Genomic DNA, 18,400 nt, shown 5'->3' on the forward strand with positions numbered 1-18,400 from the left:
CTGTAGTATCGGCATGATTTCTTTAATCTTTAGTAATTTATATTAGTAAGATAAATTCGATATCAGTATTATAGTGCAGTGATTTAACCTTTTCTTAAACCTTTTGGTTCACAGTTCAGACAAGTTTTGAGGATTCATGGCAAAAGCGAAACGAGCTTACGTATGCAACGAGTGTGGTGCCGATTTTCCGCGTTGGCAGGGGCAGTGTAATGCCTGTGGCGCTTGGAATACGATTTCTGAAGTGCGTTTAGCCGCCTCTCCTCAAGGTGCTCGTCATGAGCGTCTTATGGGGTATGCGGGAAGCGCAACAGAAACTCAAGTTCAGACACTTTCAGAAATCAACCTGCAAGAGGTGCCTCGTTTTAGTAGTGGGTTTAAAGAGTTTGATCGAGTTTTAGGTGGAGGCGTTGTCCCTGGGGCGGCGATTTTAATCGGCGGAAACCCAGGAGCGGGTAAGTCAACATTGCTACTACAAACCATGTGTCTACTTTCTGCTCAGATGCCAACGTTATACGTGACAGGAGAAGAGTCATTACAGCAGGTAGCGATGCGGGCTTCACGGCTAGGGCTCCCCAAAGAGCATTTAAAAATGCTCTCTGAAACCAATGTTGATCGTATTTGTCAGATTGCAGAAAAAGAGCAGCCTCGTATTATGGTGATTGATTCAATCCAAGTGATGCATGTGGCCGATGTTCAATCATCTCCGGGGAGTGTGGCTCAGGTTCGAGAATCAGCAACAACCTTGACACGCTATGCGAAACAAAATAATGTCGCGGTGTTTATTGTTGGCCATGTCACCAAAGATGGCACCTTAGCGGGTCCAAAAGTGCTTGAGCATATTATCGATTGCTCCGTACTTCTCGATGGCGGTGCCGATAATCGTTTTCGAACATTACGAAGTCATAAAAATCGTTTTGGCGCAGTTAATGAGCTAGGTGTTTTTGCCATGACTGGGCAAGGTTTGCGAGAAGTGAGTAACCCTTCTGCTATTTTCTTATCTCGTGGAGAGGAGCCCACTTCAGGAAGTTCCGTCATGGTGGTTTGGGAAGGAACTCGCCCACTATTGGTTGAAATTCAAGCATTGGTGGACTACTCACAGCTAGCCAATCCAAGACGGGTTGCGGTGGGTTTAGAGCAAAACCGATTGTCCCTATTACTGGCGGTATTGCACAAACACGGTGGATTACAAATGGCCGATCAAGATGTGTTTGTTAATGTCGTTGGGGGAGTGAAAGTGACCGAAACCAGTGCCGATCTTGCTTTATTGATGGCATTGCTTTCTAGCTTCCGAGATAAACCATTACCTAAAGACGTCGTGGTGTTTGGCGAAGTGGGTTTAGCCGGAGAAATTCGCCCTGTCCCTAGTGGGCAAGAGCGGCTCAACGAAGCTTTTAAACACGGCTTTACTAAAGCGATTGTACCGATTGCTAACATGCCTAAAAATGGGATTTCGGGTATGCAGATACATGGAGTGAGAAAGTTATCGGAGGCGATCACGGCTTTTGATGAGCTTTAAAGTAGTGATATCAAGAAGTCAGATTTTCCCAATGGTAGCGTGTGATGGTGAAGTCAATTTTATTTATCTTTACTCGCGTCTTTTACCGCTATCACCTATATTTCATCAGCAATAGACAATCTTAACTATTTTTTTCAGCAAGCGTAAGCAGGGCTATCAGTCTTGACAGATTGTGATATACTCTGCGCGCACTTTATACCTTATTAACAGAGTAAGACAATGACCGACTTATCAAAATACAGAAACATTGGTATTTTTGCTCACGTAGATGCGGGTAAAACTACCTCTACTGAGCGTATCCTAAAGCTAACTGGTAAAATCCATAAAATGGGTGACAGTCACGACGGTACGACCACCACTGACTTTATGGAACAGGAAGCTGAACGTGGTATTACTATCCAGTCGGCTGCGACTACTTGTTTCTGGAAAGATCACCGCCTAAACATCATCGATACTCCTGGACACGTAGATTTCACTATTGAAGTTTATCGTTCTCTGAAAGTTCTTGACGGTGGTATCGGTGTATTCTGTGGTTCTGGTGGTGTTGAACCTCAGTCAGAAACCAACTGGCGTTATGCTGATGATTCACACGTATCACGTATTATCTTCGTAAACAAACTGGATCGTATGGGTGCAGACTTCTACCGTGTTGTAGAGCAAGTGAAGAATGTACTTGGTGCAACACCGCTTGTGATGACTCTGCCAATCGGTATTGAAGATGATTTCAAAGGCGTTGTAGATGTATTAAGTCAAAAAGCGTACATCTGGGACGAATCTGGTCTGCCAGAAAATTATGAAATTACTGATATTCCTGCTGATATGGTAGAAAAAGCAGCGGAATACCGTGAAATGTTGATTGAAGCGGCTGTTGAACAAGATGACGAACTCATGATGGCTTATATGGAAGGTGAAGAGCCTTCTCTTGAAGACATCAAACGTTGTATCCGTAAAGGTACTCGTGATCTTGCATTCTTCCCAACTTACTGTGGTTCAGCTTACCGTAACAAAGGTATGCAGCTTATTTTGGATGCGGTAGTGGATTACCTACCTTCTCCAACAGAAGTGGATGCACAACCGCTAACGAACCCTGAAACGGGTGAGCCAACGGGTGAAGTTGCGACAGTATCTGCGGATGAACCTCTACGTGCACTTGCATTTAAGATCATGGATGACCGTTTCGGTGCCTTGACCTTTATTCGTCTATACTCAGGCCGAATGAAGAAAGGTGACACCATTCTTAACAGTGCAACAGGTAAAACTGAGCGTATCGGCCGTATGGTTGAGATGCATGCCGATCAACGTAACGAAATTGATTCAGCTCAAGCCGGTGACATCATCGCTGTTGTGGGTATGAAGAACGTTCAAACTGGTCACACTCTTTGTGATCCAAAACATGAATGTACTCTAGAGCCAATGATCTTCCCAGATCCAGTTATCTCTATCGCGGTTAAGCCTAAAGATAAAAATGGTTCAGAGAAAATGGGTATTGCGATCGGTAAAATGGTTGCAGAAGATCCATCATTCCAAGTGGAAACTGATGAAGATTCAGGCGAAACCATCCTAAAAGGTATGGGTGAACTTCACCTAGATATCAAAGTTGATATCTTAAAACGTACTTATGGTGTTGAACTCGAAGTGGGTGCTCCTCAAGTTGCTTACCGTGAAACGATCACGAAAGCTGTTGAAGACAGCTACACTCACAAGAAACAATCTGGTGGTTCTGGTCAATTTGGTAAGATTGATTACCGTATCAAACCAGGCGAGCCAAACTCTGGTTTCAAGTTTGTATCAACCGTAGTCGGTGGTAACGTTCCTAAGGAATTCTGGCCGGCAATCGAAAAAGGTTTTGCAGGCATGATGCAAGAGGGTGTTCTTGCGGGCTTCCCAACCTTAGACGTTGAAGTTGAACTATTTGACGGTGGCTTCCACGCAGTGGACTCATCTGCAATCGCATTTGAAATCGCAGCGAAAGGTGCATTCCGTCAATCTATGCCTAAAGCGGGCCCACAACTTCTTGAGCCTATCATGAAAGTTGACGTGTTCACTCCTGACGATCACGTGGGTGATGTCATTGGTGACTTGAACCGTCGTCGCGGTATGATCAAAGACCAAGAAGCGGGTGTGACGGGGGTTCGTGTTAAAGCTGACGTTCCACTATCTGAAATGTTTGGTTATATCGGTACACTGCGTACAATGACATCTGGTCGTGGTCAGTTCTCTATGGAGTTCTCACACTATTCAGCATGTCCAGCTAACGTTGCTGAAGCCGTTATTGCTGACGTGAAATCGAAAAAAGAGAAGAAGTAATTCTTTAATTTAGATGCTTAAAAAGCCCCATCAGTAAAGCTGATGGGGCTTTTTTATGGAGCTGATTTTGTTATTCGATGCTAAACCTAGATTCCTGCTTTATTATCGAGCCAACAATAAGATTATTCGTCTCTCGTTTGGACGTTATTCTTCCCAGACGATCAATTGATCTTTGGGCCAGTTTTGCCCTACCTCATGATATTTTTGCTCTAATACATGCCGTTTGATTTTTAGGGTTGGCGTCAGAATACCATTATCAATACTCCACGGATCTTTAATCATCAATACCCCTTTAATCTGTTCATGAGACTCAAGTTGAGCATTCATTTTATCGATGACTCTTTTTGTTGTTCTCTCATAACGTGTTTTATCAAAATGCGGAAATTGATGTGGAACAACCAGTAGAATCGGGGCGGGTAACCCTAATCCTATCAGGCAGAGCATTTCAACTCGGCTGTATTCAAAGAGTTTATTTTCAATGGGAACAGGAGAGACAAATTTTCCTTTTGCCGTTTTAAACGTATCTTTAATTCGCCCTTGGATGGTTAGGTAACCGTCTGCATCGATGTTACCTCTATCGCCAGTATGTAACCAACCTTCATGGTCAAAGGCTTCTTTAGAAGCCGTTTCATTTTTGTAGTAACCAGAAAAAACGCCTTTACTGTGTACCAATATCTCCCCTTCATCGGTAATTTTTAAACGAACACCGGGCCCAGCATGGCCGACGGTTCCTATTTTGTCGGCTCTAAAGGGATAATTGAGGGTACTGTAAGCAAAAGATTCAGTCATCCCCCAAGCTTCGGTAATATTGAGCCCGACACTATGGTACCACTCAAGTAACGCAGGAGAGACGGGGGCTGAACCACAACCTAAGACTCGCGCCTTATTTAAACCAAGCCCATCGGCTAATTTTCGTTTAATCAGGCGATTGACGAGTGGGATTTTTAACAAAATATTGAGTTTTTTCTGCGGGAGTTTGTCTTGAATCCGTTGTTGAAAGAGAGTCCAGAGGCGTGGGACAGAGATAAAGAGGGTTGGTCTGTGCATTTTCACATCTTCTATGAAGGTATCTAGTGATTCAGGAAAAGCCGTTACCACACCACCTTGAATAGAAGTACCGAAGACATAAACTCGTTCAGTAATATGAGCAAGAGGCAGATAGGAAAACAGCCTATCTTCTTTTTCAATACCAATCTGGTTGATTAATTGTTGTACTGACCAAGAAAAAGCACCATAAGTGAGCATGGCTCCTTTGGGTAAGCCCGAGGTACCAGAGGTATACACCAAAGACATGAGCTTTTCATCGTAATGTTGTGGCCGCTCTTCACTTGGGGGATATTGCTCAATTAACGCTTGATATCGATGCTGGCATTTGGGGGTTGATGGGTAAGATAACCCGATAGTGATGAGCTCAGGCATTTTCTCTAGTACTTGGCATGTCGCTTTTGAGTCATCAAGTTTACCGACAATCAATACCTTACTTTCACTGTGGCTGGCACAGTATTCAATCGTTTCTGCCCCTGCTGTTGGGAATATGGGTACGCTAACGTAGTCACCAAGCATCATTGCTAGGTCACAAATAAACCATTCGGCACAGTTTTTAGAGATTAGGGCAATTTTATCTCCAGGCTCAGCCCCTAAGTCTCGGAGTGCTGAGACGAGCCTTAAGGCGTGATCGGCGACTTGCGAAAATGTGTATTCTACAAATTGACGATTAATAATCTGTTTCAAATAGACATCATTAGGACGTGATTGTGCCCAAGTTAAAATCATTTCATTAGGTGGCGGGAGAGCACAAGTCGTTTGGCTTAACTTGTTTGGCTGATTCATTCTCGAACTCCATGCTTGAGTTGTGGTTTGTTATATTTATGTTAATTAACTATAAATGTAGCACAGGAGATTGAGAGTGTTAGGGTTGTTAACTCACATTTATTTGTTATTTTTTATGATTTAAAGAAAAAAACGTTACCAGTTATGAATGAGGGATTCTATCTTGGGGATCAGTTTCTGGGTACGTTTCAATGACACGTTTTAGATAATCTTGATGATAGCGCAAGGCATTAACACAATGTCTATCGAGTTTACCGGCCACCACCATTTTCTCTAATTCTAATAACGCAAAAGGAATAGACCATGCTTGTTTATAAGGTCGATGATTGGTCAAAGCATCGAAAATATTGGCAACGGTAATAATACGAGCGGAAACAGGGATAGATTCTTCTGTTAATCCATACGGGTAACCACTGCCATCAAGAAACTCATGGTGGTAAGCCACTATCTCTTTAAGAACGGAAACACTGGGATTTTTTGGGGAACCTATCTCATCAATAATATGATTAATGATCTCTATACCTTTCTCTACATGCTGATTCAAAAGTTCCTTTTCTTCATCAGCGAATGAGCTTGGTTTATTCAGAACGTGGCAGGGAATGGAGAGTTTTCCGATATCATGACATCTAGAAAATTGGCTAATTTGCTCAATTAATTCATCATCTAATTGATAAATAGCCGCCACTTCTAAGGCGATCACTCGAGCAAAACGGCTGATCCGTTCCTTATGTTCTTTTGACTCCTCCCAATGCTCGGTTGATTTTTCATTGAAATTCGTTGCCGCATTGAGAAGGGAGTGGAATAAATCATATTCTGAACTTACCACAAAACGAATGAGGTCGATGAAAGGTTTAAGTTTGGAATAATTTTTAGGAGTAAAAGCTTGTTTTTGACAAGAATTAAGGAAGAGAAAGCCGATAAAGGTTTGTGCGTGATAGACCGGCAAAGCTAAAGAGGAGTGAAAGCCTTGTGCTATTAGCCAGCGAGTATGCGGGGTGTCTGAACTTAATTCATTGGGGATATCGCCAATATAACGAGCTTCTCCCGATTCGATGCACGGTTTAAGGGAGGGTAACTCAGCGAGTGAACAGGCGTAATGTGATAACTCAAAGCCATGAACTGTACTGTCTGCATACGTTTTCAGTTGATCGCTTTTCGGATCGTATAAGGCAAACGAGAGGCGGTCTATCGTGGTATCATGGGCAAGAATTCGCTGATGAATTTGAGATAATTGAGTGTTTAACGTTCCAGCAATAGAAGATAAGCCGTACTCTTCTTGATTCTTATCCATGTGCTCCTCCCTCTTCCTTCGTCTTAATGCTTTTTATCTCATGTGACTCAATCGCCCTCCGTTCTTTAGTTTAGGTGACAAAGAGGAAATGAGCTGAGTTATCACGCATAAAATAGCCTTTTTTACTACAGGAATGCGAATCCTAATCCACAGAGAAGATAGAATAGAACTACGCTAATAATTGGCCACTGCATTACCTTTAATAATCCAACCCCAATGACTAATAAAGCGACATCTAACGGTGTAAAAACGGAGCTAGTAAATACGGGGTGGTAGAGTGCGGCAAGTAATAATCCGACAACAGCAGCATTCACTCCATTGAGTGCGCCTGATATGGTTGGGATATTGGCTAAGATTTGCCAATTTCTTAAAATGCTCAGCAGGAGTAAAAATCCGGGTAAAAAAATGGCAGTGGTTGCCAAAATCGCCCCTAAAATCGGGGTACTTGGGAGAAGGTGAATTCCTAAATAGGTGGCAAGGGTAAACATAGGGCCGGGGACGGCTTGAGCTGCCGCATAGCCAGTTAAAAAGGTATCGGTAGTGAGTTGTTCGGCTAGTTGGCTTTGTAATAAAGGCATCACCACATGCCCCCCACCAAAAACTAAACTTCCTGTGTGGAAAAATGTTTCAAATAACATGAGAGCGGGGCGTTCATCCGCTAACCAAGGTAGGCTAACTAAAAGTGCGATAAAGAGTAGGAGAGGCCACCAATCAGGGCGAAGTGGTATCTCTGTGGAAGAGGCCCTCGTTTTTTTTAACCAATACATACCAATGATGGCGGCAAATATCAAAACACCAATCTGAGATAACATGCCGGGTAAAAGCAATAAGATGGTTGCGCTAAATAAGCAAAGGGTGTGGCTGACTTTGTTTCGGCAAAAGGTTTGATACATTCCCCAAGTGGCATCGGCTACCACTAATACGGCGAGTAGTTTTAAGCCATGGATCAGGTGTTCAAAAAAGGGTTGGCCAAGAAGTTGGTGGCTAAGTGTTCCTAATAATACCATTAAGAGAATGGAGGGAAGCGTAAAGCCAAGAAAAGCGAGACAGGCTCCGGTTAATCCACCACGCTGATAACCAATGGCAAAACCCACTTGGCTGGATCCAGGGCCGGGTAAAAATTGACTTAGAGCGACCAGTTGAGCGTACTGTTCATCGGTTAACCAGTGGCGCTGAGCCACAAAGGTTTGGCGAAAATAGCCAATATGAGCAGCGGGGCCGCCAAAACTAATCCAACCTAAGATAAAAAAGGTCTTAAATATTTCCCACATCTGTCATTCCTTTCGTGTTGGGAGAATCTCTGCGTGGCTTGGCTCATTTGGCGGGAAAAGGTGCTGGATAAGGCTTCCATAACGCCAAATAGACATAAAACACAGTGCTCGGTTACTGATTAGTCAGAAAGCGTAATCGATGTAAAATCCAAAATTCTAATGCAAAAATAGCCACTAAGCTGGCGCAAAATAAAGCAAAAGCGATGGGTGATTCAGTTCCTGGAATCCCCCCAACATTGACGCCCAGTAAGCCAGTTAAAAAGCTGGTTGGTAAAAAAATGGCGGCAATGACAGAAAAAAGATAGGTATTTTGGTTCATTTTTTCTGCGTGATATTGGCGAAGTTCTCCTTTAATGATTTCTAGCTCACTTAAGAAAAAGTCTAGCGTTTCGTTAATGCGAATAATGGTATTGACACTGTGGCGTAAACGCAGTTGTTTACTTGTCGCGAGTAAATTAACCGAGGATTGATAATCATCGATCGCGTATTGTTGTGGTTTGATAAAGCGTTTGATTTTGAGTAAAGCTTTATGAGTTTGAATAAGGGGATCACTGAGTTCCGTTTCATCATCAAATAAGGTGATCTTCTCTTCTACTGAATCCAGGTAATCATCAATATTTTTATTGAGCCCATCAATAATAGAAAGGACGACATCCGAGAGAGTTTTGGGGCCTTGGTCTTGAGTTAATAAGTCTCGTATTGCCGTAATAGTTTTTGATGGGATCTTTCTGCTGGTGATTAACGCTCCTTGATAATAGAGAATCCGAACACTGAGCATATCAGAAGGATCTGCATGTTCATTAAGGTTGACTCCTCGCAAAATAAGCAGAAAATTTTGTTCATCATATTGCTCAAATAATGGGCGAGTGTCTTCTGCTAGTAAACTATCGACAATAGAAGATGGAATGGTATTGTCTATTAACCACTCTCGCAGGCCAGTTTTGTCTCGTTGGCAATGATACCAGTGGTGTGCTTCAATTCTTTGGGTGGTTTCGAGTGCGTGTGAAATGGGTTGATCGGAAAATTCCCAGTGATCAATAAGATAATCCATATAATCCCTTGTGATAAAAGAAACCCAAGTACTTTTATAAAGGAGTACTTGGGTAGGAGTCAAACTCGGTTTTAAAAGCCACGCATCTGAATACGACGCAAAAATTCGGTCATGATTCGGTCATACAGCAAGTCACCAAGAAAGGCATCTTCCACGTGGTGATCGATACTTGGGTTGTCGTTGACTTCAATGACATACACTTGTCCATCAATTTCTTTAAGATCCACACCATATAAGCCACTGCCGATCAAGTTCGCCGCCTTTACCGCTACATCCACGACCGATTTGGGCACTTGTTTTAAATCCAACGTTTCAAAGCCACCGGAAGAGACGCGACCACTGCTATGGTGTTGATAAATCTGCCAGTGACCACGGCTCATCATGTATTTACAGGCATAGATGGCTTGACGGTTCATGACACCAATTCGCCAGTCAAAATCGGTGGGCATGAAGGCTTGTGCTAAAATTAACGCACTCTTGTTAAATAATACGGTCGCTTCTTTTTCCAACTCTTGCTCATTGCGCACTTTGACGACGCCCCGAGAGAAGGCTCCATCGGGAATTTTTAATACCATGGGGAACTCCAGTTGCCCCATTAGGTAGCTTTTCCAGTTTTCATCAAAACCTTGCACAATGACACTTTTCGGCGCGGGTACTTTATTGCGTTGCAAGAGTTCGGTTAAAAAAACCTTGTTGGTGCATTTCATGATGGACTCTGAATCATCCATCACGATAAGCCCCATTTTTTCTGCTGTTTTGGCAAAGCGATAGGTGTAATTGCTGATATTCGTCGTCGCGCGAATAAACAAGCCGTCAAACTCACCAAGGCGTGAGAGATCATCCGGAGAGATGAGTTCTAAGTTCATGCCTAATCGGTTGGCAGCTCGGCGAAAACGCTTTAATGCGGAAGGATCAGAAGGCGGCATCTTCTCTTCGTCATCGACCAGTACGGCGATATCGTAACGGTATTTTTTTTCTTGTTTGGGCTTGCGCCAAATTTTGCTTGAGAACAATTCCAGCGATTCAATGAAGAAATCCTGTTCGCTATCTTGCAAGTCTTGAAAAGGAAAAGGGGCAATCTTATGGATTTGCCACTGGTCGTGAATTTTATTCATTTCCAGTTCAATGACGGGCACCATAAATTGCTCAAATAAACGCTGAGCCAGTTTTTCCAACCCTACTTCAGGCGTTCGCCCAAAATAGATTTTACAGTGAATCGCATCAATGTTCTTACACAGTTTATTGAGTTTAACCAACCCTGATGAAAGCAAGAAAGGCTGGTTGATATCATTAATTGCCATCACTCTTGGGATCACTCGATGCCCTCGAGCTTCAGCTAATAGAGAACAGTAATAACCTGTACTCATATAATCATAATCACGACAGAGATTAACCACTTGTACGCTGCGCTGGGTCGATTTCCATTCTGCATCTAGATATTGGTCAACACTGATGACTTGCTCTGAAGGGAAATATTGCTGCCAATCACTGGCTTGATCTGTCACGATTAAAAGGTTTGCCATCGCTATATTCTTCCTAAATCAATAGGTCTATGATTGAAACACAATCTTACCAACCACTTTTTCATCCAGTAAGGACGTCGTATGGACTTTCGTCTTGCGAAAAGTGCTGATCTCGCTGCGCTTAATGCGTTAGAACAACAGCTGTTTGATGGAGACAAAATCTCTCCGCGTCAAATGAAGCGTTTTTTACATTCCAGCCATTCGGTGATTTTTGTTGCCGACTCCGGTGACGAGCTGGCTGGTTATGCTTTGCTACTATTTCATCAAGGTACACAGCTCTCAAGGTTGTATTCGATTGCCGTTAAACCTGATTTCAGAGGCCGGAGGATTGCTCAAACATTGGTTGAGCAATGCGAGCGTGCCGCTCTTGATCAAGGTTTTACTACATTACGGCTAGAAGTCCGTGAAGACAATATAGCAGCAATAAAATTGTATGAAAGGATGGGCTATCGAACCTTGAAGTGTTTGATCCATTATTACGATGATTTATGTGATGGTCGTCGAATGCAAAAACGTTTGACTCCACATGGGCCGAAAGTGTTATTGCCCATGCCGCTTTATGTACAAACCACGCCCTTTACTTGCGGAGCGGCTTGCTTATTGATGAGTTTTTCTTGTTTGGATACTCGCTTTGAGCCGAGCCGGACTCAAGAGCTGCAATTGTGGCGTGAAGCCACGACCATTTTTATGGCAGCTGGGCATGGGGGATGCAGTGGGCAAGGATTGGCTCTGGCGGCGGCTAAGCGTGGCTTTCATGTTGAATTATGGAATCAGTCGCAAGGAATCCCCTTTATTGACAGTGTTCGTGATGCGAATAAAAAAACGGTGATTGAGTTAGTTCACCAAGATTTTTGCCAGCAATTGAATGAGCAAGCGGTTGATATCATTGATGCACCACCGAGTCAGCTTCAACTTGAAGCTTGGGTAAATCAAGGTGCTTGTGTGTTATTGCTGATCAGTACTTATCGTTTTGATGGGAAGAAAGAGCCGCACTGGATTGTTCTTAGCGGTATGAGTGAAAAATTTTTCTTCTTCCACGATCCACATGCTGAGTCTGAGCAACATGCCATGGCATCGGCTTATGTTCCGGTGGGGAAAAAAGCACTATCGCAGATCATTGGTTTTGGTAAACAAAAGCAAATCGCCTGCGTGGTGATTAGTCGTGTTTGAGTTTATTTAATATTATTGAGTCAAAACGACATTTTTAATTAGTCATTTTGACTCTTTATTGAAATTGAATAATTTTAATCTTATGTTTTTAATCGTATTTAATGCTGGCGTGATTTATGCGTAGTGTGACACCTGTGAGTGTCGGTGAATGAGTCATGAGGAGCCACTGTGTTAAATATTGTCGATAAACGTATCGAAGAAAAGATTCCTGCCGTTCTTAGGTTAGGGTTTCGCCCTTTCTTTTTACTAGGAAGCTTATACGCCATCGTTGCTATTGGTGTATGGGTATGGATGTTTCAAATGGGGCAGCCGGAAGGGTTAGCGGTTCCTGCTCTGTGGTGGCATGTGCATGAAATGCTCTTTGGCTTTGGGATGGCCATTGTTGTGGGCTTTTTATTGACTGCGGTACAAAACTGGACGGGGATTCCCGGAACAAAGCGATATCGATTAGCTCTGCTGGTGGCGTTATGGCTCGCCGTTCGTATTCTCTTTTGGACTCCTGCTCCTTTATGGTTGATATCAAGTATTGAGGCGATATTTCTTGCCTTAACAGCCTATGAAATAGGGCTTCGAGTGGTAAAAGCGAAGGGATGGCGTAATTTTTTCTTTATCCCTCTCTTTTTACTGGCAATTGCTGCCAATTTTGCCAGCTATGCAACGATTAAAGGAATGCCTCCTTTTTCTTCTTCTGCGGTATGGCAGGCGATGTTATGGTGGTTTACGCTCTTGCTTTCCGTCATGGGAGGGCGAGTGATCCCTTTCTTTACTGCTCGTCGTTTTCAATTTGCGAAACCAGAAGCCAATCAATGTCTGGATCTTTTGGCGAATGCACCGTTATTAGCACTGTTTATTCTCAGTTTTTTTCCACTGAGTATGGCTCAGCTTGGGCAGCCGATTATGGTGTTTGTCGGCTTGGCTCAGTTGATACGTAGTTTACGTTGGAAACCATGGCGAACTTACCAAGAACCTTTAGTTTGGTCGTTGCATCTGTTCTATTTCTGTATTCCTTTAAGTTTACTTCTACGCGGCTTATTGGATAACGCATTTATTACTCATAACCTTATTCATTTATTTGCGATAGGGGCTCTAGCGGGATTAATTTTAACGATGATTGCACGGGTCACCATGGGACATACAGGGAGAGCCATTTACCAAGGGCCTAGTATGTCATTGGCCTTTATTGCACTGTTGTTGTCGGCGGGGATACGTGCGTTGGGGGTTGCCATTTGGCCAGCACAAATGATGCTCTGGATGAATATCAGCGCTGGTTTATGGATGGGGGCTTTTGCTCTGTTTGTGATTAAATTCGCAGGGATGTTACTTACGCCTCGCGTCGATGGTCATCCGGGATAATCGAAAAGACAATCTCCCCCACAGAATGGGGGAGATCTCTCAATCACGAGCCCATTAATATTGAGCCATAAAGTCTGTCACTTGTTGTGTTAGACGCTGTTTTTCTTCATCACTGATAAAGCTGGCTTCTATGGCGTTGAGGGTAAATTGTGCTAATTCTGCTTGAGTCATAGGGTGGGCATCCGCTACCGCAAGGAAGTTATCTGTCATGTAGCCACCAAAGTAGGCGGGATCATCTGAATTAATGGTCACGCAGAGCCCTTGGCGTAATAACGTCACCACATTATGTTGTGCCATTTCTTGAAAAACGTTGAGTTTTAGATTGGACAATGGACAAACGGTCAGCGGCATTCGCGTCTCAATTAATTGTTCTACTAATGTGGCATCTTCGACGCAGCGCACTCCGTGATCAACTCGTTGAACCTGTAATAACGCCATCGCATGGCGAATATTTTGTGCTGGCCCTTCTTCGCCTGCGTGGGCTACGGTGAGAAACCCCGCCTCACGAGCTTTGGCAAACACGCGCATGAATTTTTCGGGTGGGTTACCTTGCTCGGACGAGTCTAGCCCGACACCAATAATTTTATCTCGATATGGTAAAGCTTGTTCTAGAGTTAGCAGTGCCTCTTCTTCGCTGAGATGGCGTAAAAAGCACAGGATCAGTTGGCTGGAAATGCCTAACTGATGTTTGGCTTGTTCCAATGCTCGGCTGATGCCATTGATGATGGTATCAAAGGCAATACCTCGGGCGGTATGCGTTTGAGGATCGAAGAAAATTTCAGTGTGGATGACATTGTCTTGCTGGCAACGCAATAGATAAGCCCACGTTAAGTCAAAAAAATCTTGCTCGTGGATTAAGACATTCGCCCCTTGATAGTAGATATCTAAAAAGTCTTGTAAGTTTGAAAACTGATAAGCCTCACGCACTTGCTGAGGGGATCGGAAAGGTATTTCGATTTGGTTACGTTGCGCCAGTTCAAACATCAATTCTGGCTCCAATGAGCCTTCGATATGCAGATGGAGTTCGACTTTAGGCAGTTGCTGAATAAATGGTTTCATGGTTCACTCTTAATCAAAAAGTTGCGATTAAGCGCTATTCATCTGAGGTATGACGGTCATACAAAGAGAAAAGCGATCAATCACTTTACTCTTCGTAATCAGAATTTTACGGATTCTGGTAGAGACCCTCACACCCTATCAGTGAGGTTATACGAAGCCAATAGTCATTATCTGCTCAGATTCAAAAGCAGAAAATGGCCTCGCATAATAACGAATAGTTGAAAAAAGTCTACCGTGCAAAAAATAATTCAGGGTGATGGGAAGGGGAATTAGCGTTCATGCGGTGGGAGTTAACGCCGACGATAAACCAGCATAAGCTGGCCTATCGTCGTAATGAAATGAAGCAATAACTTAGTTATTGCTGTGTAACTCGCTATTGAGTTCCACGGCAGATTTGTTCGCTAAGCACTCCACTTGGCCTGTTTGTGAATTACGGCGGAAGAGTAAGTCAGAAACACCAGCCAGTTCACGGGCTTTAATGATTTCTACTTCGTTGCCTTCTTTATCCAGCATACGGACTTTGGTTCCAGCGGTGACATAAAGGCCGGACTCAACGGTACAGCGATCACCCAGAGGGAAACCTAGGCCAGCGTTAGCACCAAGCAATGAATTTTCACCAATAGATACCACAACTTTGCCCCCACCAGAGAGGGTACCCATAATGGAAGCCCCTCCTCCGATATCTGAGCCATTGCCAACCATCACGCCAGCCGAAATGCGCCCTTCGACCATACTCACCCCAGTGGTGCCGGCATTAAAGTTGATAAAGCCTTCGTGCATAACGGTTGTTCCTTCGCCCACATGAGCGCCTAGACGAACACGCGAGGTATCGGCAATACGTACACCTGTTGGAACAATGTAATCCACCATTTTAGGGAATTTATCCACACAATCGACACTTAATGAGCGTCCTGCTAAGCGAGCTTCAATTTGGCGCTCTGCCAGCTCAGGCAGGTCAATTGGGCCTTCATTGGTCCACGCAATATTGTGCAGCAAGCCAAAAATACCGTCGAGCACGGTGCCATGAGGCTGAACCAAACGGTGTGAGATAAGTTGCAATTTCAAGAAGCCTTCTGACACGCTTTGTGGTTTATCATCAGAAGCGAGGATCACCAACACTAATGGCTGAGCTGATTTGGCGGCTTTATCGGCGAAGGCTGCATTGGCCGCTTGACCATTGGCTGCAAAAGCATTGGCTAATTGTGCGCTTTGTTCTACAGAGACTTCCAGCGTTTGGTTGCCTTGCAAATAACCAGAAATATTCGCCAAAGCACTAACCAGTGCATCACTTGGGTTAAGAACGGGATGAGGGAAAAATGCCTCAATGATTTTTCCGTCACGATTTTTTGTGGCCGTACCAAAGCCAAGGGCAAAATTCGCCATGTGAGTTCTCCATAAATAGGGATTAATTCCATCATATCGCTGATGATTTAACACTGCTGCACGTTAGGCTTACCTTTACTTGGGTGAGTCATTATGAGTGAGCGGCGTTGCTGCGACTTCAAGGATATCTTAAAGAGAGTCTGAGAGGGAAGAAAGAGGTGAGCATTGATCCGTCTGTAGACCGATACCGTTTGTCTTCTTAGCGATAGATATGTCTTTTTAGATAGAAAAACCGCTGCTGGGCAGCGGCCTAATCTTATTAAGCGGCATTATCAACCGATTCATCGCTCTTTACGGTTTTCGGTTTCTTCGGTGGGGTCGGTTTACGTTTCGCACCCAGAGCGATTAATACCTCTTCTTTATTTTGTGCTAAGAAGAGCGCGAGCTCTTCTTGCTTGCTCTCTTCTTCGATGAGAGCGCTTTTACCTAACAGATCGAATAACTCATCTGCCATATCCAGCATTTTGTCATAAGCGTCAGCTTCGGCTTTCGAGGTAAAAGTCATTTTCTCTTCTCCGTTGCGTTCCACCACGTACTTAACGATGACGGCCATGGTTCATCCTCTACATTGTGCTAAAAATTACTGGCTGTTTATACAGTTTTTATTGATTAAAGTCCAGATAAGCCATCAAAACTGAGAGGCGAGCCCGGCCACTGATGACAAAATTCCATAAAGTTTTTCAATAGTGGGCTTTGGTATTTTTCTTTGTGAACCAGTACCCAAAAGCGACGTTTCATATCAAGTGGTACGTTCAGTAAACGAACGCGTCCATCTTTGAGTGCACATTGGGCGGCTAACTGTGATAAACACCCCAGCCCAAGCCCAGCAGAAACGCTATTGATTAACGCTTCAGTGGTGTTGAGTTCGAAACTTTCTTGCCACTGTTCAATTCGAGGAGCGACCACCCGCATAAAAAATTCTCGAGAGCCAGAACCTGATTCTCGTAAAACCCACTGGCTTTGCTCAAAATCAGTCAAATGAATATCGTTTTTATGAGCAAGGGGGTGTGAAGGTGAGCAAATAATACACATTTCATCGTGTGAAAATTGTTTTGCCAACAAGTGTGGGTGTAATGTTTTCCCCTCAATCAACGCGATATCCAGTTCGTAATCGACCAGTTTTTGGCAGATAAGCGCAGTATTAGAGATAAATAGACTTTGAGCGTGATGATCAAATTGCTTTTGAAAGGCACTGAGTAGGTAGGGGGCAACTTGATTGCCTATGGTGTCACTGGCTCCAATTCGTAGCTGACCGGAGAGGGTATTTTCTTCATCAAAGAGATGATCCAGATCTTTTGCCCGCCCTAGTAATTCATCGGCTAAGGGGAGTAATTTCTGACCTTCCTGATTCAGTATTAATCGGTTATTGACCCTGTCAAATAGCACATGGCCTAGCTGTTTTTCTAATTCAGCTAAGGCCATACTGACCGCCGCTTTAGAAAGAAACAGAGCCTCAGCCGCCGCCGTTAAGGTTTTATGCTGAGTGATGGTCATAAAGACGTTTAATTGCTTGAGAGAAACGGGCTGGCTCATTATTGTTTAGTTTTATTGAACGTTGGTTATAAATAATTAGATATATTCAAACAATAAGCAAGCGTATCATGCCGCCAGTAACAATCGTGTGTGTATTGAGGTCGAAATGATTCAAGCAGCAAAGACAAAAGTGATGAGCGCGCCAACGCCGATGGCTGGGTTGGCATTAGGTATTGCCAGTTTGGGTTGGTGCTGGGAAAACGCCGCGGATTTACACGGTATTGGCCAGTGGTCTGGGGCGGTGATTGCCAGTATCTTATTGCTGATTTTGACAATGAAATTCTTGTGGCATAGCCATGCATTACGGGAAGATTTAGCTCACCCCGTGGTGGGCAGTGTTGTGCCTACTTTTGCCATGGCTTGCATGGTGGTCTCCCATTCCGTCGGGCAGTTTTTTCCTATTGCGGGAGATGGTCTTTGGTTGTTAGCGGTAATGTTGCATGTCATTTTTTTGGTCAGTTTTATTTATCATCGTGCTAAAGCGTTTGAACTGCACCATATGGTCCCCAGTTGGTTTGTTCCTCCGGTTGGTATTATTGTGGCGGATGTTTCTTTTTCGGGTAATCCGGCTTTAGCGCCGGTAGCAGACAGTGCGCTGATTTTTGGCATGTTAACGTATGCGGTGATGTTACCGATGATGATCTACCGCTTTATGTTTACTCATGAAGTTCCAGATGCTGCAAAACCCACGTTGGCTATCTTAGCGGCTCCTGCAAGCCTCTCTTTAGCGGGTTATTTGAGTATGGCTGTCGATCCTTCTCCGGTCATCATTGCGTTATTGTTTGGCATCGCGGTTTTAATGACAGCGATTATCTATTTAGCCTTTACCCAGTTGCTGCGTTTGCCTTTTAGCCCAGGCTATGCCGCTTTTACTTTTCCTATGGTTATCGGTGCTACGGCACTATTTAAACTGACTTATTGGATGGAGCAAGTGTCAATCGCCCCGCGTTATATTGAACAGGTGCATGTGTTAGCCACCCTTGAGCTTATGGTGGCCACTTTGGTGGTGGGGTATGTGGCACTGCGCTATGTGTTGTTTTATCTTCCCGCTCGAGCGGTGATGAGTCAGGCGTAATTCCCTCGCTTAGATCAGGAAAATTATTCAGTTAAGTG

At 43.8% G+C, this 18,400-nt stretch carries 14 protein-coding genes and 1 riboswitch; of the genes, 5 read left to right on the plus strand and 9 right to left on the minus strand.

Annotated elements, in window-relative coordinates:
• The first annotated feature begins 136 nt into the window (after window positions 1-136).
• Window positions 137-1,516: a DNA repair protein RadA gene (gene radA, locus B5D54_RS06040; protein ID WP_078925630.1), complete on the plus strand. Its 1,380-nt coding sequence runs from the start codon at window positions 137-139 to the stop codon at window positions 1,514-1,516.
• Window positions 1,517-1,735: 219 nt separating this feature from the next.
• On the plus strand, window positions 1,736-3,823 hold the full coding sequence (gene fusA / locus B5D54_RS06045; RefSeq protein ID WP_078925631.1) for an elongation factor G: 2,088 nt from the start codon (window positions 1,736-1,738) through the stop codon (window positions 3,821-3,823).
• Between the two features lie 144 nt (window positions 3,824-3,967).
• Here fusA and B5D54_RS06050 read toward each other — a convergent pair whose 3' ends face one another.
• The 5 genes from B5D54_RS06050 to B5D54_RS06070 all read right to left on the minus strand — a co-directional run bounded on the left by B5D54_RS06050 (window position 3,968) and on the right by B5D54_RS06070 (window position 10,789).
• The gene (locus tag B5D54_RS06050) at window positions 3,968-5,653 is read right to left on the minus strand and encodes an AMP-binding protein (RefSeq protein ID WP_078925632.1); all 1,686 of its coding nucleotides are present in this window, start codon (window positions 5,651-5,653) and stop codon (window positions 3,968-3,970) included.
• A 142-nt stretch (window positions 5,654-5,795) separates the two neighbouring features.
• Window positions 5,796-6,944, minus strand: a complete 1,149-nt coding sequence (locus B5D54_RS06055; protein WP_078925633.1) for an HD domain-containing phosphohydrolase — start codon at window positions 6,942-6,944, stop codon at window positions 5,796-5,798.
• Window positions 6,945-7,069: 125 nt separating this feature from the next.
• On the minus strand, window positions 7,070-8,215 hold the full coding sequence (chrA, locus tag B5D54_RS06060; RefSeq protein WP_078925634.1) for a chromate efflux transporter: 1,146 nt from the start codon (window positions 8,213-8,215) through the stop codon (window positions 7,070-7,072).
• A 112-nt stretch (window positions 8,216-8,327) separates the two neighbouring features.
• Window positions 8,328-9,266, minus strand: coding sequence for a zinc transporter ZntB (locus B5D54_RS06065; RefSeq protein WP_078925635.1), 939 nt, complete (start codon window positions 9,264-9,266; stop codon window positions 8,328-8,330).
• A gap of 71 nt (window positions 9,267-9,337) precedes the next feature.
• The gene (locus B5D54_RS06070) at window positions 9,338-10,789 is read right to left on the minus strand and encodes a RimK family ATP-grasp domain-containing protein (protein ID WP_078925636.1); all 1,452 of its coding nucleotides are present in this window, start codon (window positions 10,787-10,789) and stop codon (window positions 9,338-9,340) included.
• A gap of 81 nt (window positions 10,790-10,870) precedes the next feature.
• Between B5D54_RS06070 and B5D54_RS06075 the strand changes: the two genes are divergently transcribed.
• Window positions 10,871-11,959 carry a GNAT family N-acetyltransferase/peptidase C39 family protein gene (locus B5D54_RS06075; protein WP_078925637.1) on the plus strand — a complete coding sequence of 363 codons (1,089 nt, stop codon included), beginning with the start codon at window positions 10,871-10,873 and terminating at the stop codon, window positions 11,957-11,959.
• Between the two features lie 168 nt (window positions 11,960-12,127).
• The gene (locus B5D54_RS06080; protein ID WP_078925638.1) at window positions 12,128-13,312 is read left to right on the plus strand and encodes an NnrS family protein; all 1,185 of its coding nucleotides are present in this window, start codon (window positions 12,128-12,130) and stop codon (window positions 13,310-13,312) included.
• Window positions 13,313-13,366: 54 nt separating this feature from the next.
• Here B5D54_RS06080 and B5D54_RS06085 read toward each other — a convergent pair whose 3' ends face one another.
• The 4 genes from B5D54_RS06085 to B5D54_RS06100 all read right to left on the minus strand — a co-directional run bounded on the left by B5D54_RS06085 (window position 13,367) and on the right by B5D54_RS06100 (window position 17,287).
• The gene (locus B5D54_RS06085) at window positions 13,367-14,371 is read right to left on the minus strand and encodes an adenosine deaminase (RefSeq protein WP_078925639.1); all 1,005 of its coding nucleotides are present in this window, start codon (window positions 14,369-14,371) and stop codon (window positions 13,367-13,369) included.
• Window positions 14,372-14,446: 75 nt separating this feature from the next.
• A riboswitch (purine riboswitch) is annotated at window positions 14,447-14,546 on the minus strand.
• 176 nt (window positions 14,547-14,722) lie between these two features.
• Window positions 14,723-15,754 (minus strand): 2,3,4,5-tetrahydropyridine-2,6-dicarboxylate N-succinyltransferase, encoded by a 1,032-nt coding sequence (gene dapD / locus B5D54_RS06090; protein WP_078925640.1) that lies wholly within the window; start codon window positions 15,752-15,754, stop codon window positions 14,723-14,725.
• A gap of 259 nt (window positions 15,755-16,013) precedes the next feature.
• Complete coding sequence (locus B5D54_RS06095) at window positions 16,014-16,307, minus strand: YebG family protein (protein WP_078925641.1); 294 nt, start codon at window positions 16,305-16,307, stop codon at window positions 16,014-16,016.
• A 56-nt stretch (window positions 16,308-16,363) separates the two neighbouring features.
• Window positions 16,364-17,287: a LysR family transcriptional regulator gene (locus B5D54_RS06100; protein ID WP_078925642.1), complete on the minus strand. Its 924-nt coding sequence runs from the start codon at window positions 17,285-17,287 to the stop codon at window positions 16,364-16,366.
• A gap of 106 nt (window positions 17,288-17,393) precedes the next feature.
• Between B5D54_RS06100 and B5D54_RS06105 the strand changes: the two genes are divergently transcribed.
• A complete protein-coding gene (locus B5D54_RS06105; protein ID WP_078925643.1) occupies window positions 17,394-18,362 on the plus strand; it encodes a TDT family transporter in 969 nt (322 codons plus the stop codon).
• The last annotated feature ends 38 nt before the right edge of the window (window positions 18,363-18,400 follow it).

This window comes from Vibrio cincinnatiensis DSM 19608 (assembly GCF_900167345.1).
Lineage (GTDB): Bacteria > Pseudomonadota > Gammaproteobacteria > Enterobacterales > Vibrionaceae > Vibrio > Vibrio cincinnatiensis.

Bases quoted from the DNA above. Each gene is read 5' to 3' on its own strand.
- chrA (WP_078925634.1), bottom strand. From the start codon at position 8,215: ATGTGGGAAATATTTAAGACCTTTTTTATCTTAGGTTGGATTAGTTTT.
- dapD (WP_078925640.1), bottom strand. From the start codon at position 15,754: ATGGCGAATTTTGCCCTTGGCTTTGGTACGGCCACAAAAAATCGTGAC.
- B5D54_RS06100 (WP_078925642.1), bottom strand. From the start codon at position 17,287: ATGAGCCAGCCCGTTTCTCTCAAGCAATTAAACGTCTTTATGACCATC.
- B5D54_RS06050 (WP_078925632.1), bottom strand. From the start codon at position 5,653: ATGAATCAGCCAAACAAGTTAAGCCAAACGACTTGTGCTCTCCCGCCA.
- B5D54_RS06105 (WP_078925643.1), top strand. From the start codon at position 17,394: ATGATTCAAGCAGCAAAGACAAAAGTGATGAGCGCGCCAACGCCGATG.
- B5D54_RS06075 (WP_078925637.1), top strand. From the start codon at position 10,871: ATGGACTTTCGTCTTGCGAAAAGTGCTGATCTCGCTGCGCTTAATGCG.
- B5D54_RS06095 (WP_078925641.1), bottom strand. From the start codon at position 16,307: ATGGCCGTCATCGTTAAGTACGTGGTGGAACGCAACGGAGAAGAGAAA.
- B5D54_RS06055 (WP_078925633.1), bottom strand. From the start codon at position 6,944: ATGGATAAGAATCAAGAAGAGTACGGCTTATCTTCTATTGCTGGAACG.
- B5D54_RS06065 (WP_078925635.1), bottom strand. From the start codon at position 9,266: ATGGATTATCTTATTGATCACTGGGAATTTTCCGATCAACCCATTTCA.
- B5D54_RS06070 (WP_078925636.1), bottom strand. From the start codon at position 10,789: ATGGCAAACCTTTTAATCGTGACAGATCAAGCCAGTGATTGGCAGCAA.
- fusA (WP_078925631.1), top strand. From the start codon at position 1,736: ATGACCGACTTATCAAAATACAGAAACATTGGTATTTTTGCTCACGTA.
- B5D54_RS06085 (WP_078925639.1), bottom strand. From the start codon at position 14,371: ATGAAACCATTTATTCAGCAACTGCCTAAAGTCGAACTCCATCTGCAT.
- radA (WP_078925630.1), top strand. From the start codon at position 137: ATGGCAAAAGCGAAACGAGCTTACGTATGCAACGAGTGTGGTGCCGAT.